This is a genomic window from Bradyrhizobium sp. WSM1253 (assembly GCF_000244935.1).
In the GTDB taxonomy this organism is placed as follows: domain Bacteria; phylum Pseudomonadota; class Alphaproteobacteria; order Rhizobiales; family Xanthobacteraceae; genus Bradyrhizobium; species Bradyrhizobium canariense.
The window spans coordinates 88,177-105,870 of record NZ_JH600072.1 but is presented as its reverse complement, the minus strand read 5'-3'; the positions used below and the strand labels follow the sequence as shown (position 1 = coordinate 105,870).

Annotated in this window: 18 protein-coding genes and 2 pseudogenes; 11 read left to right on the top strand and 9 right to left on the bottom strand. The window is 59.9% G+C overall.

Annotated elements, in window-relative coordinates; translation table 11 throughout:
- Positions 1–678 (bottom strand): annotated as a pseudogene (locus BRA1253DRAFT_RS44940) (IS1182 family transposase); the annotation flags it as partial.
- Positions 678–1,061 carry a transposase gene (locus BRA1253DRAFT_RS44935; RefSeq protein WP_245285827.1) on the bottom strand — a complete coding sequence of 128 codons (384 nt, stop codon included), beginning with the start codon at positions 1,059–1,061 and terminating at the stop codon, positions 678–680. The gene BRA1253DRAFT_RS44935 and the pseudogene BRA1253DRAFT_RS44940, both read right to left, overlap by 1 nt.
- Before the next feature lie 625 nt (positions 1,062–1,686).
- On the opposite strand from BRA1253DRAFT_RS44935, the gene BRA1253DRAFT_RS44175 reads away from it, so the two are divergent.
- Positions 1,687–1,863 carry a hypothetical protein gene (locus BRA1253DRAFT_RS44175; RefSeq protein ID WP_009859229.1) on the top strand — a complete coding sequence of 59 codons (177 nt, stop codon included), beginning with the start codon at positions 1,687–1,689 and terminating at the stop codon, positions 1,861–1,863.
- Between the two features lie 41 nt (positions 1,864–1,904).
- Here the strand turns inward: BRA1253DRAFT_RS44175 and BRA1253DRAFT_RS46040 are convergent, their stop codons facing one another.
- Positions 1,905–2,150, bottom strand: a complete 246-nt coding sequence (locus BRA1253DRAFT_RS46040; RefSeq protein WP_157158496.1) for a hypothetical protein — start codon at positions 2,148–2,150, stop codon at positions 1,905–1,907.
- Positions 2,151–2,555, bottom strand: a complete 405-nt coding sequence (locus BRA1253DRAFT_RS00460; RefSeq protein WP_009859228.1) for a hypothetical protein — start codon at positions 2,553–2,555, stop codon at positions 2,151–2,153.
- A 1,320-nt stretch (positions 2,556–3,875) separates the two neighbouring features.
- On the opposite strand from BRA1253DRAFT_RS00460, the gene BRA1253DRAFT_RS43190 reads away from it, so the two are divergent.
- From BRA1253DRAFT_RS43190 to BRA1253DRAFT_RS00445, 4 genes and pseudogenes are all read left to right on the top strand, one after another.
- Positions 3,876–4,076, top strand: coding sequence for a hypothetical protein (locus tag BRA1253DRAFT_RS43190; RefSeq protein WP_009859227.1), 201 nt, complete (start codon positions 3,876–3,878; stop codon positions 4,074–4,076).
- Between the two features lie 33 nt (positions 4,077–4,109).
- Positions 4,110–4,319: a PRC-barrel domain-containing protein gene (locus tag BRA1253DRAFT_RS00455; RefSeq protein WP_009859226.1), complete on the top strand. Its 210-nt coding sequence runs from the start codon at positions 4,110–4,112 to the stop codon at positions 4,317–4,319.
- A 477-nt stretch (positions 4,320–4,796) separates the two neighbouring features.
- A complete protein-coding gene (locus BRA1253DRAFT_RS00450) occupies positions 4,797–6,143 on the top strand; it encodes an IS5 family transposase (protein WP_007603108.1) in 1,347 nt (448 codons plus the stop codon).
- 157 nt (positions 6,144–6,300) lie between these two features.
- Positions 6,301–6,726, top strand: a pseudogene (locus BRA1253DRAFT_RS00445) (hypothetical protein); the annotation flags it as partial.
- Between the two features lie 285 nt (positions 6,727–7,011).
- Here the strand turns inward: BRA1253DRAFT_RS00445 and BRA1253DRAFT_RS43185 are convergent.
- From BRA1253DRAFT_RS43185 to BRA1253DRAFT_RS00425, 5 genes are all read right to left on the bottom strand, one after another.
- Positions 7,012–7,203, bottom strand: coding sequence for a hypothetical protein (locus BRA1253DRAFT_RS43185; protein WP_157158494.1), 192 nt, complete (start codon positions 7,201–7,203; stop codon positions 7,012–7,014).
- Between the two features lie 488 nt (positions 7,204–7,691).
- Complete coding sequence (locus BRA1253DRAFT_RS40360; protein ID WP_009859223.1) at positions 7,692–8,114, bottom strand: hypothetical protein; 423 nt, start codon at positions 8,112–8,114, stop codon at positions 7,692–7,694.
- Between the two features lie 1,239 nt (positions 8,115–9,353).
- Complete coding sequence (locus BRA1253DRAFT_RS43180; RefSeq protein WP_035992096.1) at positions 9,354–9,569, bottom strand: hypothetical protein; 216 nt, start codon at positions 9,567–9,569, stop codon at positions 9,354–9,356.
- Positions 9,570–10,574: 1,005 nt separating this feature from the next.
- Positions 10,575–11,885, bottom strand: coding sequence for a caspase family protein (locus BRA1253DRAFT_RS00430; RefSeq protein ID WP_009859219.1), 1,311 nt, complete (start codon positions 11,883–11,885; stop codon positions 10,575–10,577).
- Between the two features lie 7 nt (positions 11,886–11,892).
- Positions 11,893–12,825 (bottom strand): DUF4399 domain-containing protein, encoded by a 933-nt coding sequence (locus BRA1253DRAFT_RS00425; RefSeq protein WP_009859218.1) that lies wholly within the window; start codon positions 12,823–12,825, stop codon positions 11,893–11,895.
- Positions 12,826–13,083: 258 nt separating this feature from the next.
- On the opposite strand from BRA1253DRAFT_RS00425, the gene BRA1253DRAFT_RS00420 reads away from it, so the two are divergent.
- The 6 genes from BRA1253DRAFT_RS00420 to BRA1253DRAFT_RS00395 all read left to right on the top strand — a co-directional run bounded on the left by BRA1253DRAFT_RS00420 (position 13,084) and on the right by BRA1253DRAFT_RS00395 (position 17,656).
- On the top strand, positions 13,084–13,959 hold the full coding sequence (locus tag BRA1253DRAFT_RS00420) for a formylglycine-generating enzyme family protein (RefSeq protein WP_009859217.1): 876 nt from the start codon (positions 13,084–13,086) through the stop codon (positions 13,957–13,959).
- A gap of 20 nt (positions 13,960–13,979) precedes the next feature.
- Positions 13,980–14,399: a hypothetical protein gene (locus tag BRA1253DRAFT_RS00415; RefSeq protein ID WP_157158493.1), complete on the top strand. Its 420-nt coding sequence runs from the start codon at positions 13,980–13,982 to the stop codon at positions 14,397–14,399.
- 387 nt (positions 14,400–14,786) lie between these two features.
- Complete coding sequence (locus tag BRA1253DRAFT_RS00410) at positions 14,787–15,053, top strand: Curlin associated repeat-containing protein (RefSeq protein WP_009859215.1); 267 nt, start codon at positions 14,787–14,789, stop codon at positions 15,051–15,053.
- 89 nt (positions 15,054–15,142) lie between these two features.
- Entirely contained in the window at positions 15,143–15,478 is a 336-nt protein-coding gene (locus BRA1253DRAFT_RS40355; RefSeq protein ID WP_009859214.1) for a Curlin associated repeat-containing protein, read from the top strand.
- A gap of 82 nt (positions 15,479–15,560) precedes the next feature.
- Positions 15,561–16,001 carry a hypothetical protein gene (locus tag BRA1253DRAFT_RS40350; RefSeq protein ID WP_009859213.1) on the top strand — a complete coding sequence of 147 codons (441 nt, stop codon included), beginning with the start codon at positions 15,561–15,563 and terminating at the stop codon, positions 15,999–16,001.
- 374 nt (positions 16,002–16,375) lie between these two features.
- Positions 16,376–17,656, top strand: coding sequence for an autotransporter domain-containing protein (locus BRA1253DRAFT_RS00395; protein ID WP_198288212.1), 1,281 nt, complete (start codon positions 16,376–16,378; stop codon positions 17,654–17,656).
- Positions 17,657–17,694 lie beyond the last annotated feature (38 nt).

The following is a 17,694-nucleotide window of genomic DNA, read 5'->3' as shown; positions in this document are numbered from 1 at the left end:
AAACGATGTGACCTTGATCGATATTGCCGTGCTGGTCAGTTCCGCGCCACCCGGGCAAACATAGACATTGCGCTTTTTGTCGAAGACGAAGTCCGCTCGGCTAAAGGTGCCATCGGGGCGTGCCGACTTGTCCCACACCGGAACGTGCGGCGTGATCTTGCGATCCACTAGCCATTTGAGCAATCTGACCGCGCCGTAAGCCGTGTCGCCTGCCAATCTCTTGGGGCGCAGATCGAAGCGACGCTCAACACGGTCCACCATGATCTGGGTGACAGCAATCTCAACTGCACGGTTCGCGCGCGTGCCTACCGCATCGAGGATGATCCCGGCCTTGTTGTCGATCAGATAGTTCGCATCATAAGCAAAGAATGGATCCACGCCCGGCCTCGTAACCCATGTTGCTTGCGGATCGGTGAGCGAGACTTCCTTGGGAGGCTTGCGGCGACGGCTGCCTTCACTTGAACCGCCGCCGTCTTCATCGCCGTCCTTATCGCTATTGGCGGCATCAAGCGCTGCGATGTACTCGCGCACCGCATGGGATGCTTCCTCCGCCTTTGGCCAGGTAATAGGCTGGTCGCCGGGAAGTCGCCTAGTCTTGTTCACATCGGCCTTGATCAGGCTCGCATCGACTGAGAACGCTTCGCCTCCGACCAGCCCCGCCGAAATACACAGCGCCACTACACGTTCAAAACCCGGCGTAAGGCATCGCTCTCACGGAAGCGTTCGCGCCGCGCCCGGCAAAACACCGAGTGATCAGGGATATGATCCTCGATGCCGAGCTTGCAAAACCATCTATAAGCCAGATTGACCTGGACCTCGGCGCAGAGCCGACGCTCGGAATGAAGTGCAAATACGTAGCCCAAGACCAGCATCTGGATCATGAGCACCGGATCAATCGAAGGCCGGCCAGTGTGGGAGTAGAATGGAGCGAGCTCGTTGTGCACCCAACTCAGGTCCAGAAAACCGTCGATTTGCCGTACCAGGTGATCAACCGGCACCACCTTGTCGAGATCAAAGGAGTAAAAGAACTGGCCCTGACCGCTCTCCTGCCGACCTAACATCCGCTGCTCCCGCAAATGCCGCCTCACACCAACGGAATCACGGTTCGCGAGTCGTCTCAACCGGAGTTTTGCAACACAATCCCCTTGATAGCGGACCTGCCTACACCCACGACGCCAACCATTCGTGCGCCGATCCGATCCCCAACAGAGTTCGCGCTAATCGGGACGCCGCACACGCCCATCTCGCGAGCGCCACGGCCGCCGCACCGCTGAGCCTCGTGGTGGGCAGACACCACCCGTAAATTTCCCAAGTGTTGGCAACAAGGCGCACTGGTTGAGTGGAGCGCCGCACCATGAAAGCACCGAAGCCAAGGCAATGGGCCGAGCGCGAGGTCAAGCTGGCCCCGGGCAGGAGCTGGCGTATCGAAGATAGCAGCCGAGCTGGGCCGTCACGCCGGATCAGTGAGGCGAATGGCAAGAGCGATGGGGATACTGCTGAAGAAGTAGCCCCGCGCCTCCCTGCCGGTGGATCAGATCGACCGGCGATAAAAAACGCGCGCGACACATCATCCCGTTTGTGCGGTGCGCTCGCGTTGTGCGTAATCTTACGGACGTTGCACATCCGCGATCTTTGGCATCTACTTCAGATTGTTTTTATGAGGGTCTAATTTTCAGGCGAGGTCCCATGAGCGTCAAAGCCATGATGGCGACCATTCTCCAAGATCAGATGACGTTGCGCGGTGTGAGTTCGCTATCGCCCTCCGACTACGAGGATATCGTAGAAGTGCTGATAGAACGGCTTCGAGAGCTGGAGCTTAGCTTGGCGGTGCGAGAACTGACGGACAAGCACGAGCCGCAGTAGCGTAATACCGAGGCTGGCAGCGGACTTTCGACGATCCGATCCTACTGCCAGATGGCTGCAAGCTGATCACCCTGCACGACGCCGCGACGTTCATCACCAAGCTGCCAAAGCGCGAGCATGACGCGCCGGAATGGCAGGCCGCGATCGAGGCGCTGATGCTGGTGGCCGACCTCGGTGGCCCGACGATGTTCGCCCGCATCGGCGTTGTGCGCGCGCTCAATCGGCATCGCGAGCCGGTCGCAAAGCCCGCAAGAAGCGAGCGAAGGCGTACCGGCTTGCGGGGTCATTTAGCGGGAGCGCTTCGGCAGTTTGGGAAGTTTGTTCGGGTTGAACGTTGGCGTCGACTCGCTCGCCTTTAGCGAAGGCGGCTCCTCCTCGGTGAGGATGAGCGTTCCCTCGAAGAGCACTCCCGGCACCTCTTCTGCCGTCCCGACATAACGACCTATCTTGCCGGAGCACGTTCCCTCAAGCTTCAGCGTGAGGTCATCGGCGCCGAAGATAGTTACATGCTCATCGGTATGCCGTTTGATCGATACGATTGCGGTGAATCGATCTCCATCGACTTCGCAGGTGCCGTTGTAGGTCATAATGCTGCTGCGGCCCCAGATTCTGCCCGTTGCAACATGGGCAATGCCGGTGCCTTGGCCGAGCGGGGTCTTGAGCCACGCCCTGTAAGTGCCGTCTTTCAGCATCTGGAGGAAGCCTCTCCCTCGGTGTTCGCGCGAGAGCCCGATGATCGGCACAACCAGCGTTAAGACTGGGTAAAGGCCGGTGGCTGTGCGAATCCAGTACACGCCAAGCGTGCCTGTAATCTCGCAGGCCCGTCTTACCCAGAGGCTCCCCACGGCGAAGGAAATGTGGGTCGATCATCCCACGTCACATATCCGCACTGCCTGCACTGGAACATTGTCACGGTCCGGCCCGTGTGCGGATTGAACATTTCAGACACGATCGGCACGCGGTCGCTGCCGACGCAGTCGCAGATCGGCAAGTTTGCCGCCGTTCGGTCGATCTCGCTCATGGCGCAGGCCGTAGTTTTCCGGGCGGCACCCGTCGTTTCCAGTTAAGTTTTATTGGATATACCCGCTCTCCGTGAGTCGGAATTTTGATCATCCAGCCGAGGCTGAAGAGGCAATGAGGCGAGCCGTAGCGGCTACGAGCGCGCTTGATCGCTTGAAGTGGCTGCGCGTTGCATTGGCATGGATTGACCTAGCAGGCGACGAGACATCGCATGGTGTGCACAAGCGGGACTCCGCCGCATGAAGTACGCCGCCGAAGGTCCATTCGTCGACCCCGACGCGGCCGCCCGCAAGCTGGTCGAGATCGCCAGCGGCATCGAGCCGCTGCAGGACGGCCGCATTCAACCTCGGCCCAATTCGAGGCGTGCATCAATGCGTTTGAGTTACTCCGGCTGTTATCCACCAGAACGAAGAAATGGATCCACGGACCCAGCTAACCGGTCCGCCAGTTGCACGGCGACCGCCGTGGACTGCTTTTCGGAAGGCAGGGAGCCGATAGAATTGACCGCCAGCCAGGTACCAGCGGAAAGAACAGCTATCACAATCGCCGCGAGATATTCGGTCCTCATGGAGATGGTCCCTTCATCACCCCCAGAAGCTAACCGGACACTCTCAGAAATGGTTCCGACCAGCCGCGCGGCTCGATGTCTTCGTCCGCAGCGGAAGTTGCTACCACGGCGCCAGCGCGCCTAGTCGCTCCTAGGTTCCCTCCTTCCGAGTGGAACATTGGCGTCGCGATTAGAAATCGGGAACGAAAGCCGTCTGCGAGCTTTAGAAATGTGAGACCGCCGCTCGCCGGTACTAACACGGCGCATGTCGCGGATAGCCAAAGGTTGCTGACCCGCTTTTCTCTACAAGCGCTCGCGCAAGATAGCCAAAAGCGGCGGTCCCCGGTTCCATTCAAAATCACCAGCCGCGCCCCGATCGGTTGCGGGGAATCGCATTGGGCTGATGTCGGCGTGCCGGTGGCGTTGTTCTTACCGAGGCTCCGTCATGCCCAACCATATCGACATCGACTATGTACACAGCCCGGCCATGGTTCGAGAGATCGGCGAGAGGCTACGAGCGTCGCTGAAACCGGAGCCGGAATTACCGGCGAACCTTAGGATGCGGATCGATCGGCTCCGCGAACTGGAAGAGCCGTCACCATCGATCATTCCAGCGGCCAAGCGCTGGAACAAGCTGCGCGGTTGAGCCGCAAACGGCTCGGCCGAACATGGACGAGCGATGTCATCGGTGAAGCTTCGTGCGTCAAGGATTTTGAGTGGGTACGGTGAGGCGCACTCCGAATTGATCGGCAAAGCCGTCGTCCTTAGCGACGGAAAGGCAGGCACGGTCGAGAACGTTTGGCTGGATGAATTGCACGGGCTCCGGATTTCGATTACAGGCCATGATGGAAGATGGCCGGTCTCAATCATCAAGTTCGTGGAGAGCTAGACCATTCGCATCGGTGCGTGCTGCCCAGAGCGCGCTCCTTTCAGATCATTCCAATCAAGATGAAAAGAGCGATCTCGGTCAGGAAAGTGACGCTCATAATGGCGACCGTAAGGAACGCGTCGCCCGCTGGTAGAGGGGTCATAGATGCCTCGCGCGTTGCGAAGCCCCGAAGCCAAGAGCCAAACTCCCCGACCTTGGGGAATGTTTCAGTTCCAAGCAGGGCGGCGATCGGAAATTAAAAGTCGCATGAGGCGACTTTGGTCGCGCCGCCATCCGGTGGAACGAGATGCCCTACCGCAGTTCTAGTTCGTCGTCCGTGAACAAGGCTCTAAGCGATTGAGCAGGAGTCAGTTTTCCGGTTGCGGCGGCATTTGAGATTGCAGGGATTGGGGGCTTGAGGCCCCCAAATCTTGCAATTGTCGTTTGTGGATTCCCTTTCGCTGCGGGCCATGATTCTGTGGTGCATCGGAGGGGCCGATGCGACCGAAGAAGCACAGGACGACGGGATCGAACGATCTGTTCCGGGCGCGGCTGGACCAGATCATCAACATGAAGCACGAGCTGGTTCAGCTCGCCGGCAAGATCGATTGGGACTGGATCGACGGCGAGGTCGCGCCGCTCTACAGCGAGAATGGCCGGCCCGGGATCGAGACCCGGTTCATGATCGGGCTGCTGTTGCTCAAGCACACTTACGGGCTGTCCGATGAGGGCGTTTGCGAGCGCTGGGTTCACGACCCGTATTTCCAGTTCTTCACCGGGCAAGAGTTCTTTCAGCATGCCTTCCCGCACGAGCGCTCGGACCTGAGCCATTGGCGCAAGCGGCTCGGCGACAAGTTGGAGCTGCTGCTGGCGGAGAGCCTGCGGGTGGCGCACGAGGCCGGCGCGTTACGCGGCCAGGACCTCAAGCGCGTCACCGTCGACACCACGGTGCAGCCGAAGGCCATCACCTTTCCGACCGATGCCAAGCTGCTCCATGCGGCTATCAAGGGGCTCAACCGCCTGGCGAGAAGGCACGCCGTCAGGCTGCGGCAATCCTATTCTCGTGTGGCCAAGACCGCCGCGATGATGGCGGGCCGCTACGCCCATGCCAAACAGTTCAGCCGGCATCAGCGGCAGTTGCGCATTCTGCGCAGCCGGCTCGGCCGCATCATCCGCGACATCCGCCGCAAGATCGAGGGCCAGCCGGCATTGGAGGAGGCATTCGCCCTCCCGCTTGGCCGGGCCGTGCAAATCCGCTCGCAGCAGCAGCGCCAACGCGGCTGGAAGCTTTATTCCTTCCATGCCCCGGAGGTGGAATGCATCGGCAAAGGCAAGGCCGCCGCGCCTTACGAGTTCGGCGTGAAGGCCTCCATCGTCACCAACAACCGCCGGGCGCCCGGTGGCCTGTTCGTACTGCACGCCAGGTCGCTGCCCGATAATCCCTACGACGGTCATACCCTGCGGGACGTCATCGACCGCACCGAGGCGCTCACTGGCTGTCCGATCGAGCGGGCCTATGTCGACAAGGGATATCGCGGCCACGACACGCAAAATCCCCGTCGCGTCTTCATTTCGGGCCAGAAGCGCGGCGTGTTCGGCGCCATCAAGCGCGAGCTCCGGCGCCGCTCCGCCATCGAGCCCATCATCGGACATCTGAAGGCCGAAGGTCACCTTGGCCGCTGCTATCTCAAAGGCCGCGCCGGCGACGCCGCCAACGTCGTGCTCTCAGCAGTCGGCCACAACTTCCGCCGTATCCTCGCCTGGCTCAGAGAACTCTTGTGCCTCTTCCTGATCCAGCTATCGCATACGCTTGCCTGTCCGCTCCCGCTCAATTCGGCTTCTTAACGGACGACTAGTTCCTTGATCGCCAGAGCCGAACTCTGTGCGGCGTCATGAGCGCCGGTTTGCGCGATCTTGATTATCGCCTTAGCGATCATTTCCGTTAGGGGACCCTTTTAAGCATTGGCGTAGTGGCTACTCTGCGCGAACACTCGCGCATTGCTGGGAAGCCGCAGAAGGACTGCCGCCGGAAATCGCCGGGATGTTCGGATTGGCCACCGAGTTGCTCATCGCGATCCCAGAGCACAAGGTATCACTTCGCGATAACGGACGAGAAAGTCAGACGGACGTTTTCGCTCTGATAAAATCGAACAATCGCACCATCGCCGTCGCGGTGGAGGGCAAGGTCAATGAGTCCTTTGGGCCGACCATAAAAGATTGGTATGTGGACCCATCCGCGAGGAAGCAACAGCGGCTGGCGTTCTTGTGTGATCTGATCGACGTTGCGTGTCCACCACCCGATGATCTCCACTACCAGTTATTTCACCGCACCGCCTCGGCAGTTCTCGAAGCCGCTCGCTTCAAGACCGACGACGCCGCGATGATCATCCATTCGTTCTCGCAAGATTACAAATGGTTTGACGCTTAGAGGAGCTGAAATAAAATGATCGAGCCCTGGAAGGGTGTTGCAACCCGACGCGCCCAGATATTCCGAGTGGTGAATCGTCGCGGCGGCTGTATCGTTTGCGTCAACAGTGATTGAGGGGTTGTTCCGGCGCTCATCAAGTGAGCCCTCCAAATCAACCCGTTCGCTGATACCGTCTGTCATGCAAAGAAGTCCATGCTCAAGACCGAGCAAGAATACAACAGTGCAATCATTGAAGGGTGCATCAAAGAAGGCATCGAGGCTGGCTTTGGAGTTGCCACCGGACGATCATTCCCAGCGACCACTTGGTTTCGTTCGCGCGGCGATCGTCGTCTCGATTTCCTGAACCATCTCTCGCACCCGTTCGGCGAGCCGTTCGAACAGCGCTCGCGTCTGCCTATCCGGTGCAGTTCTCGCCAACCGAGCACAATAGCCTGCCTCCGCTCGAAACTTCTCAAGTTGAGCAATAAGCTCTTCCATTCTCGCTCTTCTACTCCCCCACGTTCCAATAGCTGTTTAGCGGGGACCTACCGGCCGGACACCTGGGAAATTTCCCAGGGTCCCAAGGCTTACAATGGCGGTTGCGCTCCAGGGAGAAAGACGGCTCAAGGGGGCGGGAGCTTAGAGCTTCTAGCGCGACGCTCGACGACGGAGTCACGGTTGCGCTGCTTTTTGAAGCGAGACAGGCGCCAGATGCGGCGCCGTAGAACTACTGTGCCAAGTTGTTGCTGTGCTTAGCCCGCGGCTGTGTTCATCCCGAACGCCGGGTCGCGCTCCTGATCGGCACTCCGCCTATAAAAGCGTTCCCCCGCTCGCGAACCCGGTGAACGATGCCACTCTTGTCGGAGGCATGTTTACAAAGGACCGGCGATCGCACGTCAGCTAGCAACCTCCTCGCGCGCAGATGCGGGCAGCGCCCTCTGAGACCTGTCGCCGTCACGCCGCACGCTGCGTTCCGTTTGTGACTATTATGCAGCCTGGCTTCGACCGCCGTCGATAACCATGAACAGCGCGCGCCGATCAATTGGTGAGCTACTCGGCTGATCAGGCTTTTCAGCGGACCCTACAGGTGGCGTACACTTTTCCAGCAAGCTATCCGACGTTGCCGCTTCTGCTTCGACATTAGCGACGGGAGCTCTCACCTTCTGTTCCATAAGTTCGAGTGCGGCTGCGCCCTTTGCTGTCAATCGCCAACCGAACGAATACCTCTGCACAAAGCCTAAGGAGAAGACGTCCAACGAGGGGAGCGTAGCACCCAGCCGCTTGCTGTAGCTTGCCCAATCAGCGCCGCTCGTTGCCAAAAATGCGAGGTCGCGTTTGATATCCGTAAGCGTCGCCAGCCCATTGGGGTAGCTAGCAAGTACCTTCAAAATGGATACCTGGAAATTCACGACTGCCACTCACCCGGCTATGCCGACCATTTTGTCAGCAGTTCGTGGCACAATGCAATGACTTTGAATGTACAATACGGCTTACTGATCTAGCAGAACTCCGTTAAGCGCGGCATGAGCGATGCCGGATGAGAAGGAAGTCCACGATAGCCTGGCACGAATGTGCTCTGCATACTGGAGGGTGACGAGTTGGCGCCCCTATTGCACGCACGGGAGAGGTACTCGAAGCCGCGCAACATCAGGTCATTAATGGTGACTGACTTCTTCTCTCCAAGCATACCGGCGCATCTACGTTCTCGGTCCAGCGCCGCGTGACTCGTTCAATGGACGCAGCCGTGGAGAGCCGGGCAGCAGCGAACTGGGCCGCGATTTTACGAAGATTGAGCGACGGACTTCCCGAGATGCCCCTTACCTCTGATCCATCTGGCGAGTTCGCTGCTGCGAACAATGAAGCGTTGTTCTTCGCGATGTTCGCGGGCGACGACCGCCGCGATGAAGATCAGCGTCCCGCTTCTCGACATGCGCCACATAGTGCGCCGCCTGTACGTCGATGGCCCTGCCGTGGCGAATTTGCACCAGCGCCGCCGGGTCGTGAACGATCAGGACAGCGCGAACGCGCGCTGCCTGCCGCCGTCGTCAACCGCTTTCCAGTCATTGGGTCGGGACGCCGTCCGCTATCGTCTCCGGGTCGGCACGAGCATGGTCACGACCACCGCCACCAGAACAAAAACAAGGACGATGGCGAGTGCTTCAAAGGACCCCATAGCGCTGATCTCCGTCAGGCCAGCCATCTTCCCTAACGTTAACTCATCAGAAGGACGGTCCCGTGCGGCAAATCGCATCGGAGGCGACTACTGTGCGCTTCCGTCTCCGCGCACCCGCCACGTTTCGGGTCCCTCTGGGTGCATAGATAAACGCGGGGACCGCGCGACCGCGCCCCTTCGGCATATTTGCGTTTTTCGTTTTTTGTGTTTCCTTTGCTGCATCTGCTTTTGAAAGGCACGCCGAGATGCGGCGCATCGATCTGTTCGAGGCCACGATGCAGGGCTGGGCGCGGCTCGACGCGGCGCAGCGCAGCGCGAGCGGTTTTTCCAAGCGGGCCTGAATGCGGCTCGACAGGCGAGAATTCCGCGCGTGGCTCCTGCGGCGCGTCAGGACCGCGCCGGTCGCGACTCCGGTCGATGCGGCGCGCTAGCAATCTGGGACGACGACTTGGCGCTGATGCTGAAGAACTGGCCCTTAATGGCGAACGATGCCGATCGCGGGACGCAGCCGTAGGACGCTGCTGCCCGTGTTCGCCGTCCGGTCGGCGAGCGCCACAGCGGTCACCAGCGCCAGCCAACCGCCGTCGGCATGGGCTCGGCGCGTTTCAATCCAATTGCCGTACGCATCGTAACAGTTGTTGTAAGCACCGTAAGCGCCATAGGCCGCGGCACCAACGGCTGCGGCTCCCACTGCTGCCCTGCCGTATCCGCGATAATACCCTCGGCCTGCGACCGGGTAGCCCGGACGACCGGCGAGTTGTACTTGTGTACCGATTCCGACATCTGGCGTGACCCGTACACTCATTGCCACGCAGAACAACTCGAATCGGGCACCTGGTACGTGCACCGTCCCCACTACTCCCTTCAACGAGAGGCTGGAACAGCAAGATCGCGGCCCCCCAGGAGGTCCGGGATTGATATTACCTGCGGTTCAAAGCCGAGGGCCATACATGGCGGTCTCTTGGTGAGGCAGATTTGCAAGCACAAGGGACCAGGAACGGCGTTCACGAGCATTGTGCGCGCTGGGAAGCAGTTTCACTTTCAGAAATGGTCCGATGACGACAGAGAGATTATTAAGTCGATAGATGGCAAGCGAATTGATAGCGGTGACATCCGGCTAGTCGCTCTACCAAGACAAAGGGACGAAGCTATTTGGGTCGGCCCTCGGGTGGGGCTCCGAGCGCGAGAGCCGGATCCAAATAATCTCGAAGGTATTTCATTCCGAAGCGCACCTCTGAGAGCCGCAACCTGGCAGATGGATGGGCGGATGAAGGTTGTGGGTGACTAGGACCGTGCAAGACCCACGCGGCGCACGTTATCCTTCCAGTCCTTCGATCGAAGGTATGGGCTCGGATATGGGCCGCCAAATAGTCCGCTTCAGGAAGCACTGAAGGATAAAGACTTTTTCGGCGTGCATGGCGGAGGGAGAGAATCTGTAAAAAAACTTGCTCGACCGCTGCAGCTCAGGTTCTCTCGATAGGAGAGAGAAACGACCAGCGGGCTTCTCTGTCCGTCAAACCTGATTGCTCAGAAGACCTTATCGGCCTTTGTGAACCCACTGCCAAAACCCCCTGCAACGGAGTTACATGAAGACCGGCATAAATAGACAGCCCGAACTTGTACGTTTGCTGCTCGCCCATTTGTCGCCATTGCTCGCTGACACCCGGCTGATTGGTCGCGGGGTACCTGGACGAGATCAAGGAGTGACGCTCTCGCGCAGTCGGCGGAGCTGGGACCGGAGCCTCTCGCAGCCCAAATCCTTTTCGAACTTGGTGATCGCCTCAAGCGTAGGCTCAGCACGCATGCTCAGCAGACGCGCAATGTCGCGGGCACAAGTGTCCTCGGAACGAACAGACTCGTTCTGCGCTTGCTGCTTCGGAACCGTTTGTGGTGCCGGATTTCCGCCAGACGGCAGAGCGGTATCGCCGGCAAAGCTTTCGAACAGGCGCTGCACTTGGGGGCGCAGTCGAGCGCACGCGACTTCGCGCTGGAAGTTGACGATCTCTTCCGGCGCGGGGTTGGCGCGCAGACGCGCCAGCCTCGCTTCGTCGCGGACACAGGGGTCTACGGTCTGGGGCGCCGCCTGCGCTGGAAGCGGCGGCTTTGGGACCATTGCATTCACGGTTGGCGGTGCCGGCGCTGGACTGACTACGACCGGTTTCGGCGGGGTGGGCACCGAAGCTGGCGGGGGCGCCGGGGCGGCCGCGACGGGCGGCGCCGGCGCAACTCTTGTTGTATTCGGCACCAAGGAGATGGTTGCGCCGCCGAGGGAGCCATAGATGAACGGCTCCTGCCGTCCGCCGGTCATGGCGATAACTGCATCGCGAACACGGCCAAGCGTGATCCGGATGTCGACGTCGGGCTCGGCAAGGTGTCTGAGTAGTGCGATTGCATAGGGACTGTTAACGCCATCGCCGTCATAGGAAATCGAGCCGGCCTTCGCGGCGTAGGCGACCAGCGTATCGGCCCCGACTTCATCAAGCTTCGCAAGCCCGCCCCTAGCCGGTGTGCGGCCTGCCGAGCGCAGCTTGGCTGCAAAGGGGTTGTCGCGGCAGGCGTCGAGCAGGATCAAGCGCAGGCGGCGTACTGGTTGCAACGCCCAGATGATGCGGTCGAGCGAGATAGCTTCATCCTCGACGTCGTAGTCGCGGCTCAACCTGGCATCCACCGGTATGAGATAATTAGTGCCGCTGATCTCGATGCCATGGCCGGCGTAATAGACCACCGCCATATCAGCGTTCTCAGCCGTGATGAGAAATTCCCGTACAGTGCGCTTGAACTCGACGACACCTAGATCGTTGCGCGAAATGACGACTTCGAAGCCGATCGATTTGAATAGTGCCGCGATTGCCGTGGCGTCGTTGATGGTATTGGACAGCGTAGATGCGTTCTTATAGGCAGAGTTTCCGACAATGAGCGCGACCCGACGCTCCGCTGCTGCCGCATCGGCGAACATCGCGCCGACGACAAGGCAGAGGCAGTAGATCAAGAGTTGGCGCAGTTTCATCGCTGTATCAGTATCCGTAACGCCGCCATGAGCGATGGCGGTACTTCGAGCGCTTTCTTGGCGGCTGGCCGCTCTCCGTCACAGTGACGCTGATGACGTCGGAGAACACCGCCGGATCCTGCGGCACGTGGGCGAAGTCGGCGAACAGCAGGCGCAGCTTGTGTTGGCCGACCGGGAGCGTGATCTTCGCTTCGGTCTGGCCGGCGCCGAAGTGCAGGTGGTTGAAGTCGTTCGGGATCGGCTGGTCGAGCGGAGGCAACTCGGCATCGACAAGCAAATGATGATGCCCGGTGTTGGGCTTATCGTAGCCCGCCGGGGCGACGCCCATATTCAATAGGCCGAAGCGGATAACCGGGTTTGGGGAAATGTAAGAGCCGTTCTTCGGATAGATGAAATAAACCTTGGCATCCTTCGGGGAGGGGCGACGTCCGCCGGCAGTGGATTGAACCGCCGCAGGAGCGGCTTGAGCTACCGCGGGAGAGGTCTGGTCAGTGACCTTGACCTTTATCTTCTCGGAGGTCACCGGCGGCGAATGCGGAACGTGATTCTTGTCGCCGAACACAAGCTGCAAGGTGTGCTCGCCGGGCGTCAGCGAAATCTCTGCCTCAGTTTGTCCCGCGCCGAAATGCAGGTGCTGGAAGTCGTTTGGAATCTCGGAATTCAGTGGCGGCGTTGGCGAGTCAATTATCAGATGATGGTGACCGCTATTGGCGCGGTCCGAACCTGCCGGTGCGACGCCCATGCCATGCAGGCCGAAATGCAGAATGGCCTTGGTTGGCAGCGTATCGCCGTCTTTCAATCCGATGAAATAGACGGCTGCTCCCGCCGGCGACGGAGTCGGCCCGCCAGTCTGCGTCTGCGCCTGTGCCTGTGCCGCGTGGCAATGCATCAAACCAGCAAGAAATGGAACCAGAACCAATGTCAGCAATCGGTGAATCATCGGCAATCTTCCCAATACATGGATCCACAATCTGGACCGCACTAGCCGCGGGAAACTGCAATAATTGGAAGCGTCAAGAAATTCCCATCCGCGCAGAACGAGGGGAGATGAAACGATATTCCTTTGCCGCCCAATGTAAACCGAAATCCGACGGCGCGAGCATCGCCTTGCCCGCTGCGGTCGAATGAAGCATGCTGTGTCACATTGAATGTGACGTGTGCATACTTCCGATCGTTCTAACCGACCGGAGATCATGATATGAAATCCGCCGTTTTGTCTGCGTTTTTCCTCATGGCGCTCGTTGAACTTGCGAGCACTGCAGCGAGCGCGCAGCGAGGGCTTAGCACCGGCCCATCCGCCGACCCGCCATCCGCGTCATCCGACACCAAGGTGGCCCAGCAAAGCGCCACTCCGGATCCGGGTGAACTATTTCGTGATTGCAACAATTGTCCGGAGCTTGTGGTCGTGCCGCCCGGCGAGTTCGTGATGGGGTCTAATGATACGCCCTACGAGAAGCCCGAGCATACGATCAGCATTCGCAAGCCCTTCGCCATTGGCCGACGCGAGGTGACATTCGCGGAATGGGATCAGTGTGCTGACATTGGCGGGTGCAGGGTGCGTCCCGAGGATCACGGCTGGGGGCGTGGCGACCGTCCGGTGATCAATGTCAGTTGGGAGGATGCCAAGCTGTTTGTCGCCTGGCTGTCGCAGAGGACCGGACAAAAATATCGTCTGCCCAGCGAGGCGGAATGGGAATATGCCGCGCGAGCGGGAACCCGAACGCCGTTCTGGTGGGGCAAGGACATCGGCGACCGTCATGCACAGTGCGAAGGCTGCGGTAGTCCGATCAAGCAGCAGGTCGTACCGGCGGGCTCGTTCCGGCCAAACGGCTTCGGGCTCTACGACACATCAGGTAATGCTGCGGAGTGGGTCGAGGATTGCTGGAACGACTCCTATCGCAATGCGCCGAAGGATGCGTCGCCCTGGACGTCGGGCGACTGCCGCCTGCGGGTACTGCGCGGGGGCAACTTCCTCAGCAGGGCCAGCGACGTCAGATCGTCGGCGAGGTTTCGCTACGACGTCGACGTACGATATTACGCCAACGGCTTTCGTGTCGTGCGGGAGTTACCGTAATTATGCCGCGCGCGGGAATAATGCGCTCGATTGTTGCGGCGCTTCTCGTGCTGACTGCCGCTACTCCGACAGCTTGGGCGCAATCTTACCCAGCGAGTGGTAAAATCGGCTATCTCCAGGAGTGGGAGATCACGGGAAGCTTGGCGAAAGGGGCAATACGCGCCCCAGTGGACTATTCAGGGACGGTCACGTTGCGACACATAGGCCTGTGTAGCATCAATGGCGTCGAGCAGAAGCAGGCGCGCATGCAGTTGAAAGTTTCGTCCCTGCGCTTGGAAGGCACGTTGGTCATGGACGACGATGAATGCCGCATTGTCGCCTCTGGATCATCAGGCTCGGGGCTGCTGACCTGCCGCAGCGGACAAGACATTCCGATCAATCTCCTGATCGGGAAAGCCGTCGAGACCGAGACGTCTGATCGCGTCGGCCGCAGCCCCTAAACAAGCTGCAAGACGATTGTCCGCGAGAAAAATCATTGTCGACTGTGCATTGAGTCCTTAGCGCGTGTGCTGATCACACGCGACTTTGGAGCGCCGCGATCCGTTGTTCAGTTTGGCCTTTCAGTAGTTCATGTCTCACCCTTTCGACAGCGGCGAAGAAGTACGCGCGATACAGCTCTGAACGATTGCGCGCACGTCACGATTCATGAAGGCGCGAGTTCCGAGGCATTTGAGTACTGCTCGTCGAACGCAGCGGGCGATGCGAATGCAAAGCGATCGCCGCCGCCATGCGTGACTTACGGCACAGAGTTATGTGCCGATGAGTCCTATCGTCCAATCATCGAACGGCAATCAAGCGGTTCGAATTGACCCAGAAGGACCACTCCCATGTTTCGCTCCATCCTCATCGTCTCCGCCGCCGTTCTCTCACTCACTGCTTCGAGCGCGTATGCTGGCAACTCCTCTTCCATCGTGCAGAACGGCAACGGCAACGGAGCCGAAACCTTCCAGAAGGGCCGTAACAACGACAGCCAGGTCATTCAGTTCGGCAACGGCAACGGCGCTGGCGTCCATCAGGTCGGCCGCAATAACAACGCCGGCATCGGCCAGAATGGCGACGGCAACTACGCTGGTGTGTGGCAGCGCCGCCGCTGATCACCTGATCTCGCATCAGCGGAAAGGAACAGTGACGGACTCGTTCCTCACATTCCTTTCCGCCACGCGAACCTCGAAAGGAGAAACCCGTGAGAAACCTTCTGTTTATCACCAGCGCCGCGCTGGTTCTGGTCTCGGCTCCGGCTTTCGCCGGCGGCGTCACCGCCTGCGTGCACGCCAGAACCCAGATCGGCAACGGCGCCAGCGACAGCGTCAGCCAGAACTGCCAATACAACATGAACGGCCAAGTGCAGGCCGGTAACGGAATGTCGGCCGGCGCGCGGCAGTCCGGAACCAGCAACACGTCGAGCCAGCTTCAGCTCGGTGACAACAACTCGACCCGCCTCAGCCAGCACGGCCGTGACAATAGCGCCGGAGCCATGCAGGTTGGAAACGGCAACCGCGTCAAAGTCCATCAATGGTAAGGCTGTCGACCCTATCGGGCCGGAGCCGCATGGCGGTTGGGCGGGTCCCTCGCCCAACCCGCCTTCATGATAGGAGGAAAAGATGAAGCGGATCCAATGGTCGGGCTTTGTGCTTGCTGCAACCCTGGGGGCTGCTCTCGCAAGTGCGTCGTTGCGGGCCGAGACGACCTCCGTGAACAACGGCAGCAATTCTGCCACGATCACCCAGAACGGCGATCCATCGAAGACCGAGAAGCGGGTGGACTCCCGTCCCGGCTATACACATATCGAGCAGCACAGCGGCGGCAACTCGGCGACGATCATCCAGCAGTCGAAGCCCGGCTCGCCCAATGGCACCGAAAGCGAAGGTGGCAACACCCCGAACGTGCCGACAGCGCCGGGCGGAACCGCGAGCGACGAGGAGCGTGGTCCCGCGCTCACCGACTCGGATGTCTACCGGCAGGTCCGTAAGGGCGCCTCGCCGCAATCGCAGCAGACATTGGACAATCTGATGAAATCCCTGGGTTTGCAGAAGAAAATGTAACGGCCGCGCCGCCGGCCAGCACAGCCGCAATCGAAACCGCGCCGGCTTGATCGCCGGCCGCGGGTTCTCGCATCGTGTCATCGGCAGCGATGCTCGCGCCGAAAGATTCAGCGGTTGTCACTCCACGGCAACAGGCAGCCGGACCCGATTGCGCTAATGTGCCGCTTTATCGGCAGATTTGAGCGCGTCATGCGCGGGCGAGGTGGGCGATGGGAAGAAAATCGGCCGACAAATCACTACCTCGACAAAGGTGGCGGCTTGGATATGCGCTCGCGGTTGCCGCAATCGCGCTGCTGGCCGAACCGGCAAGTGCGCAAACCGGTTTCATTGACACCAATGGCTACGGCTTTGTATCGCTGAATGGTCCGATCGTCGTGAACCAGGCGTTCGGGCCCGGGCAGAACATCACCGGCATCGTTCAGTTGGCACCGAATCCATTGGCGACCGTGACCCAAAGCGGCTTCTATAACCGCGCCGCGATCATCCAGGTCGACACCACCAACACCGCGACGATCACACAGACCGGCGATTTCAGCCACGCTTATGTCATCCAGGTCGGCCCGACCAACGCCTCGGCGGTCGCACAGACCGGCAATAACGCATCTGCGATCGTGATCCAGCTCGCAGCCTCGCCGATCGCGGCACTCGGCACCGGCTATCTCGAGCGCGTGGCTTCGAACCTGTTATTCGCGCCAGAGACGGCGGCGGCGCTGCCGAGCATGGCCCAAATCAGCGCGCAGGGATTCTCGCGCGACTTGTTGTCGCAGCTCGATACCGGCCGTGGGGAGGGCTGTGTCGATCAGCCTCTGCCCGTCAAGGCACCGCCGCTCCCCTGTCGAGCTTCTGTGTTCGTGCAAGCCAATTATCGGCACGGCGACCACGCCGACACCTTCGGCTCGACCAAATACAGCTATGATTCGGCCGGCGTCCTCGCGGGTGGCAAGTTCTATGTGACCCAGAATCTGACGTTGGGACCGACATTCGGCTACACGCACATGGCTTCAGGTCTCAAGCAAGGGCTCGGCTCGACGGATCTCGACTCCTTCCATCTCGGGGGGTTCCTGGCCTATGACACTAGCTCGCTGTTCGTTCATGCGATTGCGTCATACGGCTGGAACCAGTTCGACATCTCTCGCACCGGGTTCTTGGGACCGATCACGCCAAACACTGACGCAAATACAACGGTTGCTGCAATCAAGGCCGGCTACTTGTTTGATCTCGGCGCTGCGCGGCTCGGCCCGATCGGCGGGTTCACCTACACCGACACTCACGTCAAAGGCTATTCCGAAGCTGGCGATCCATTCCTGACCCAGAGGGTCGCAGATCAGTTTCTTCAGTCGGCGGTGGTCAGTGGCGGCTTGCGCTTAAAGCCGCAATTGGCCGCGTTCGGTAGGGCCGATACCTTCTTTGACCTAACCGTGGAGAAGGACCTGCGCAATTCCATGCCCATCTTGCAAACTGCGTTCACGCTGGCGCCCGATGTGCCGATCTTCACACCGGTGCGTCCCATAAGGGACGTTTATGTTCGAATGTCAGGCGGCCTCGGGTATAACTTCACACCCAATGCACGCGTCAACGTCGCGGCCGAGGGAATTGTCGCCAACAACGGCTCAAACAGTTTCGGGTTGAACGCGGGATTTCGATACGGCTTCTGAACCGCGGCATCCGAAACTTCCTGTACGGAAGACCACCA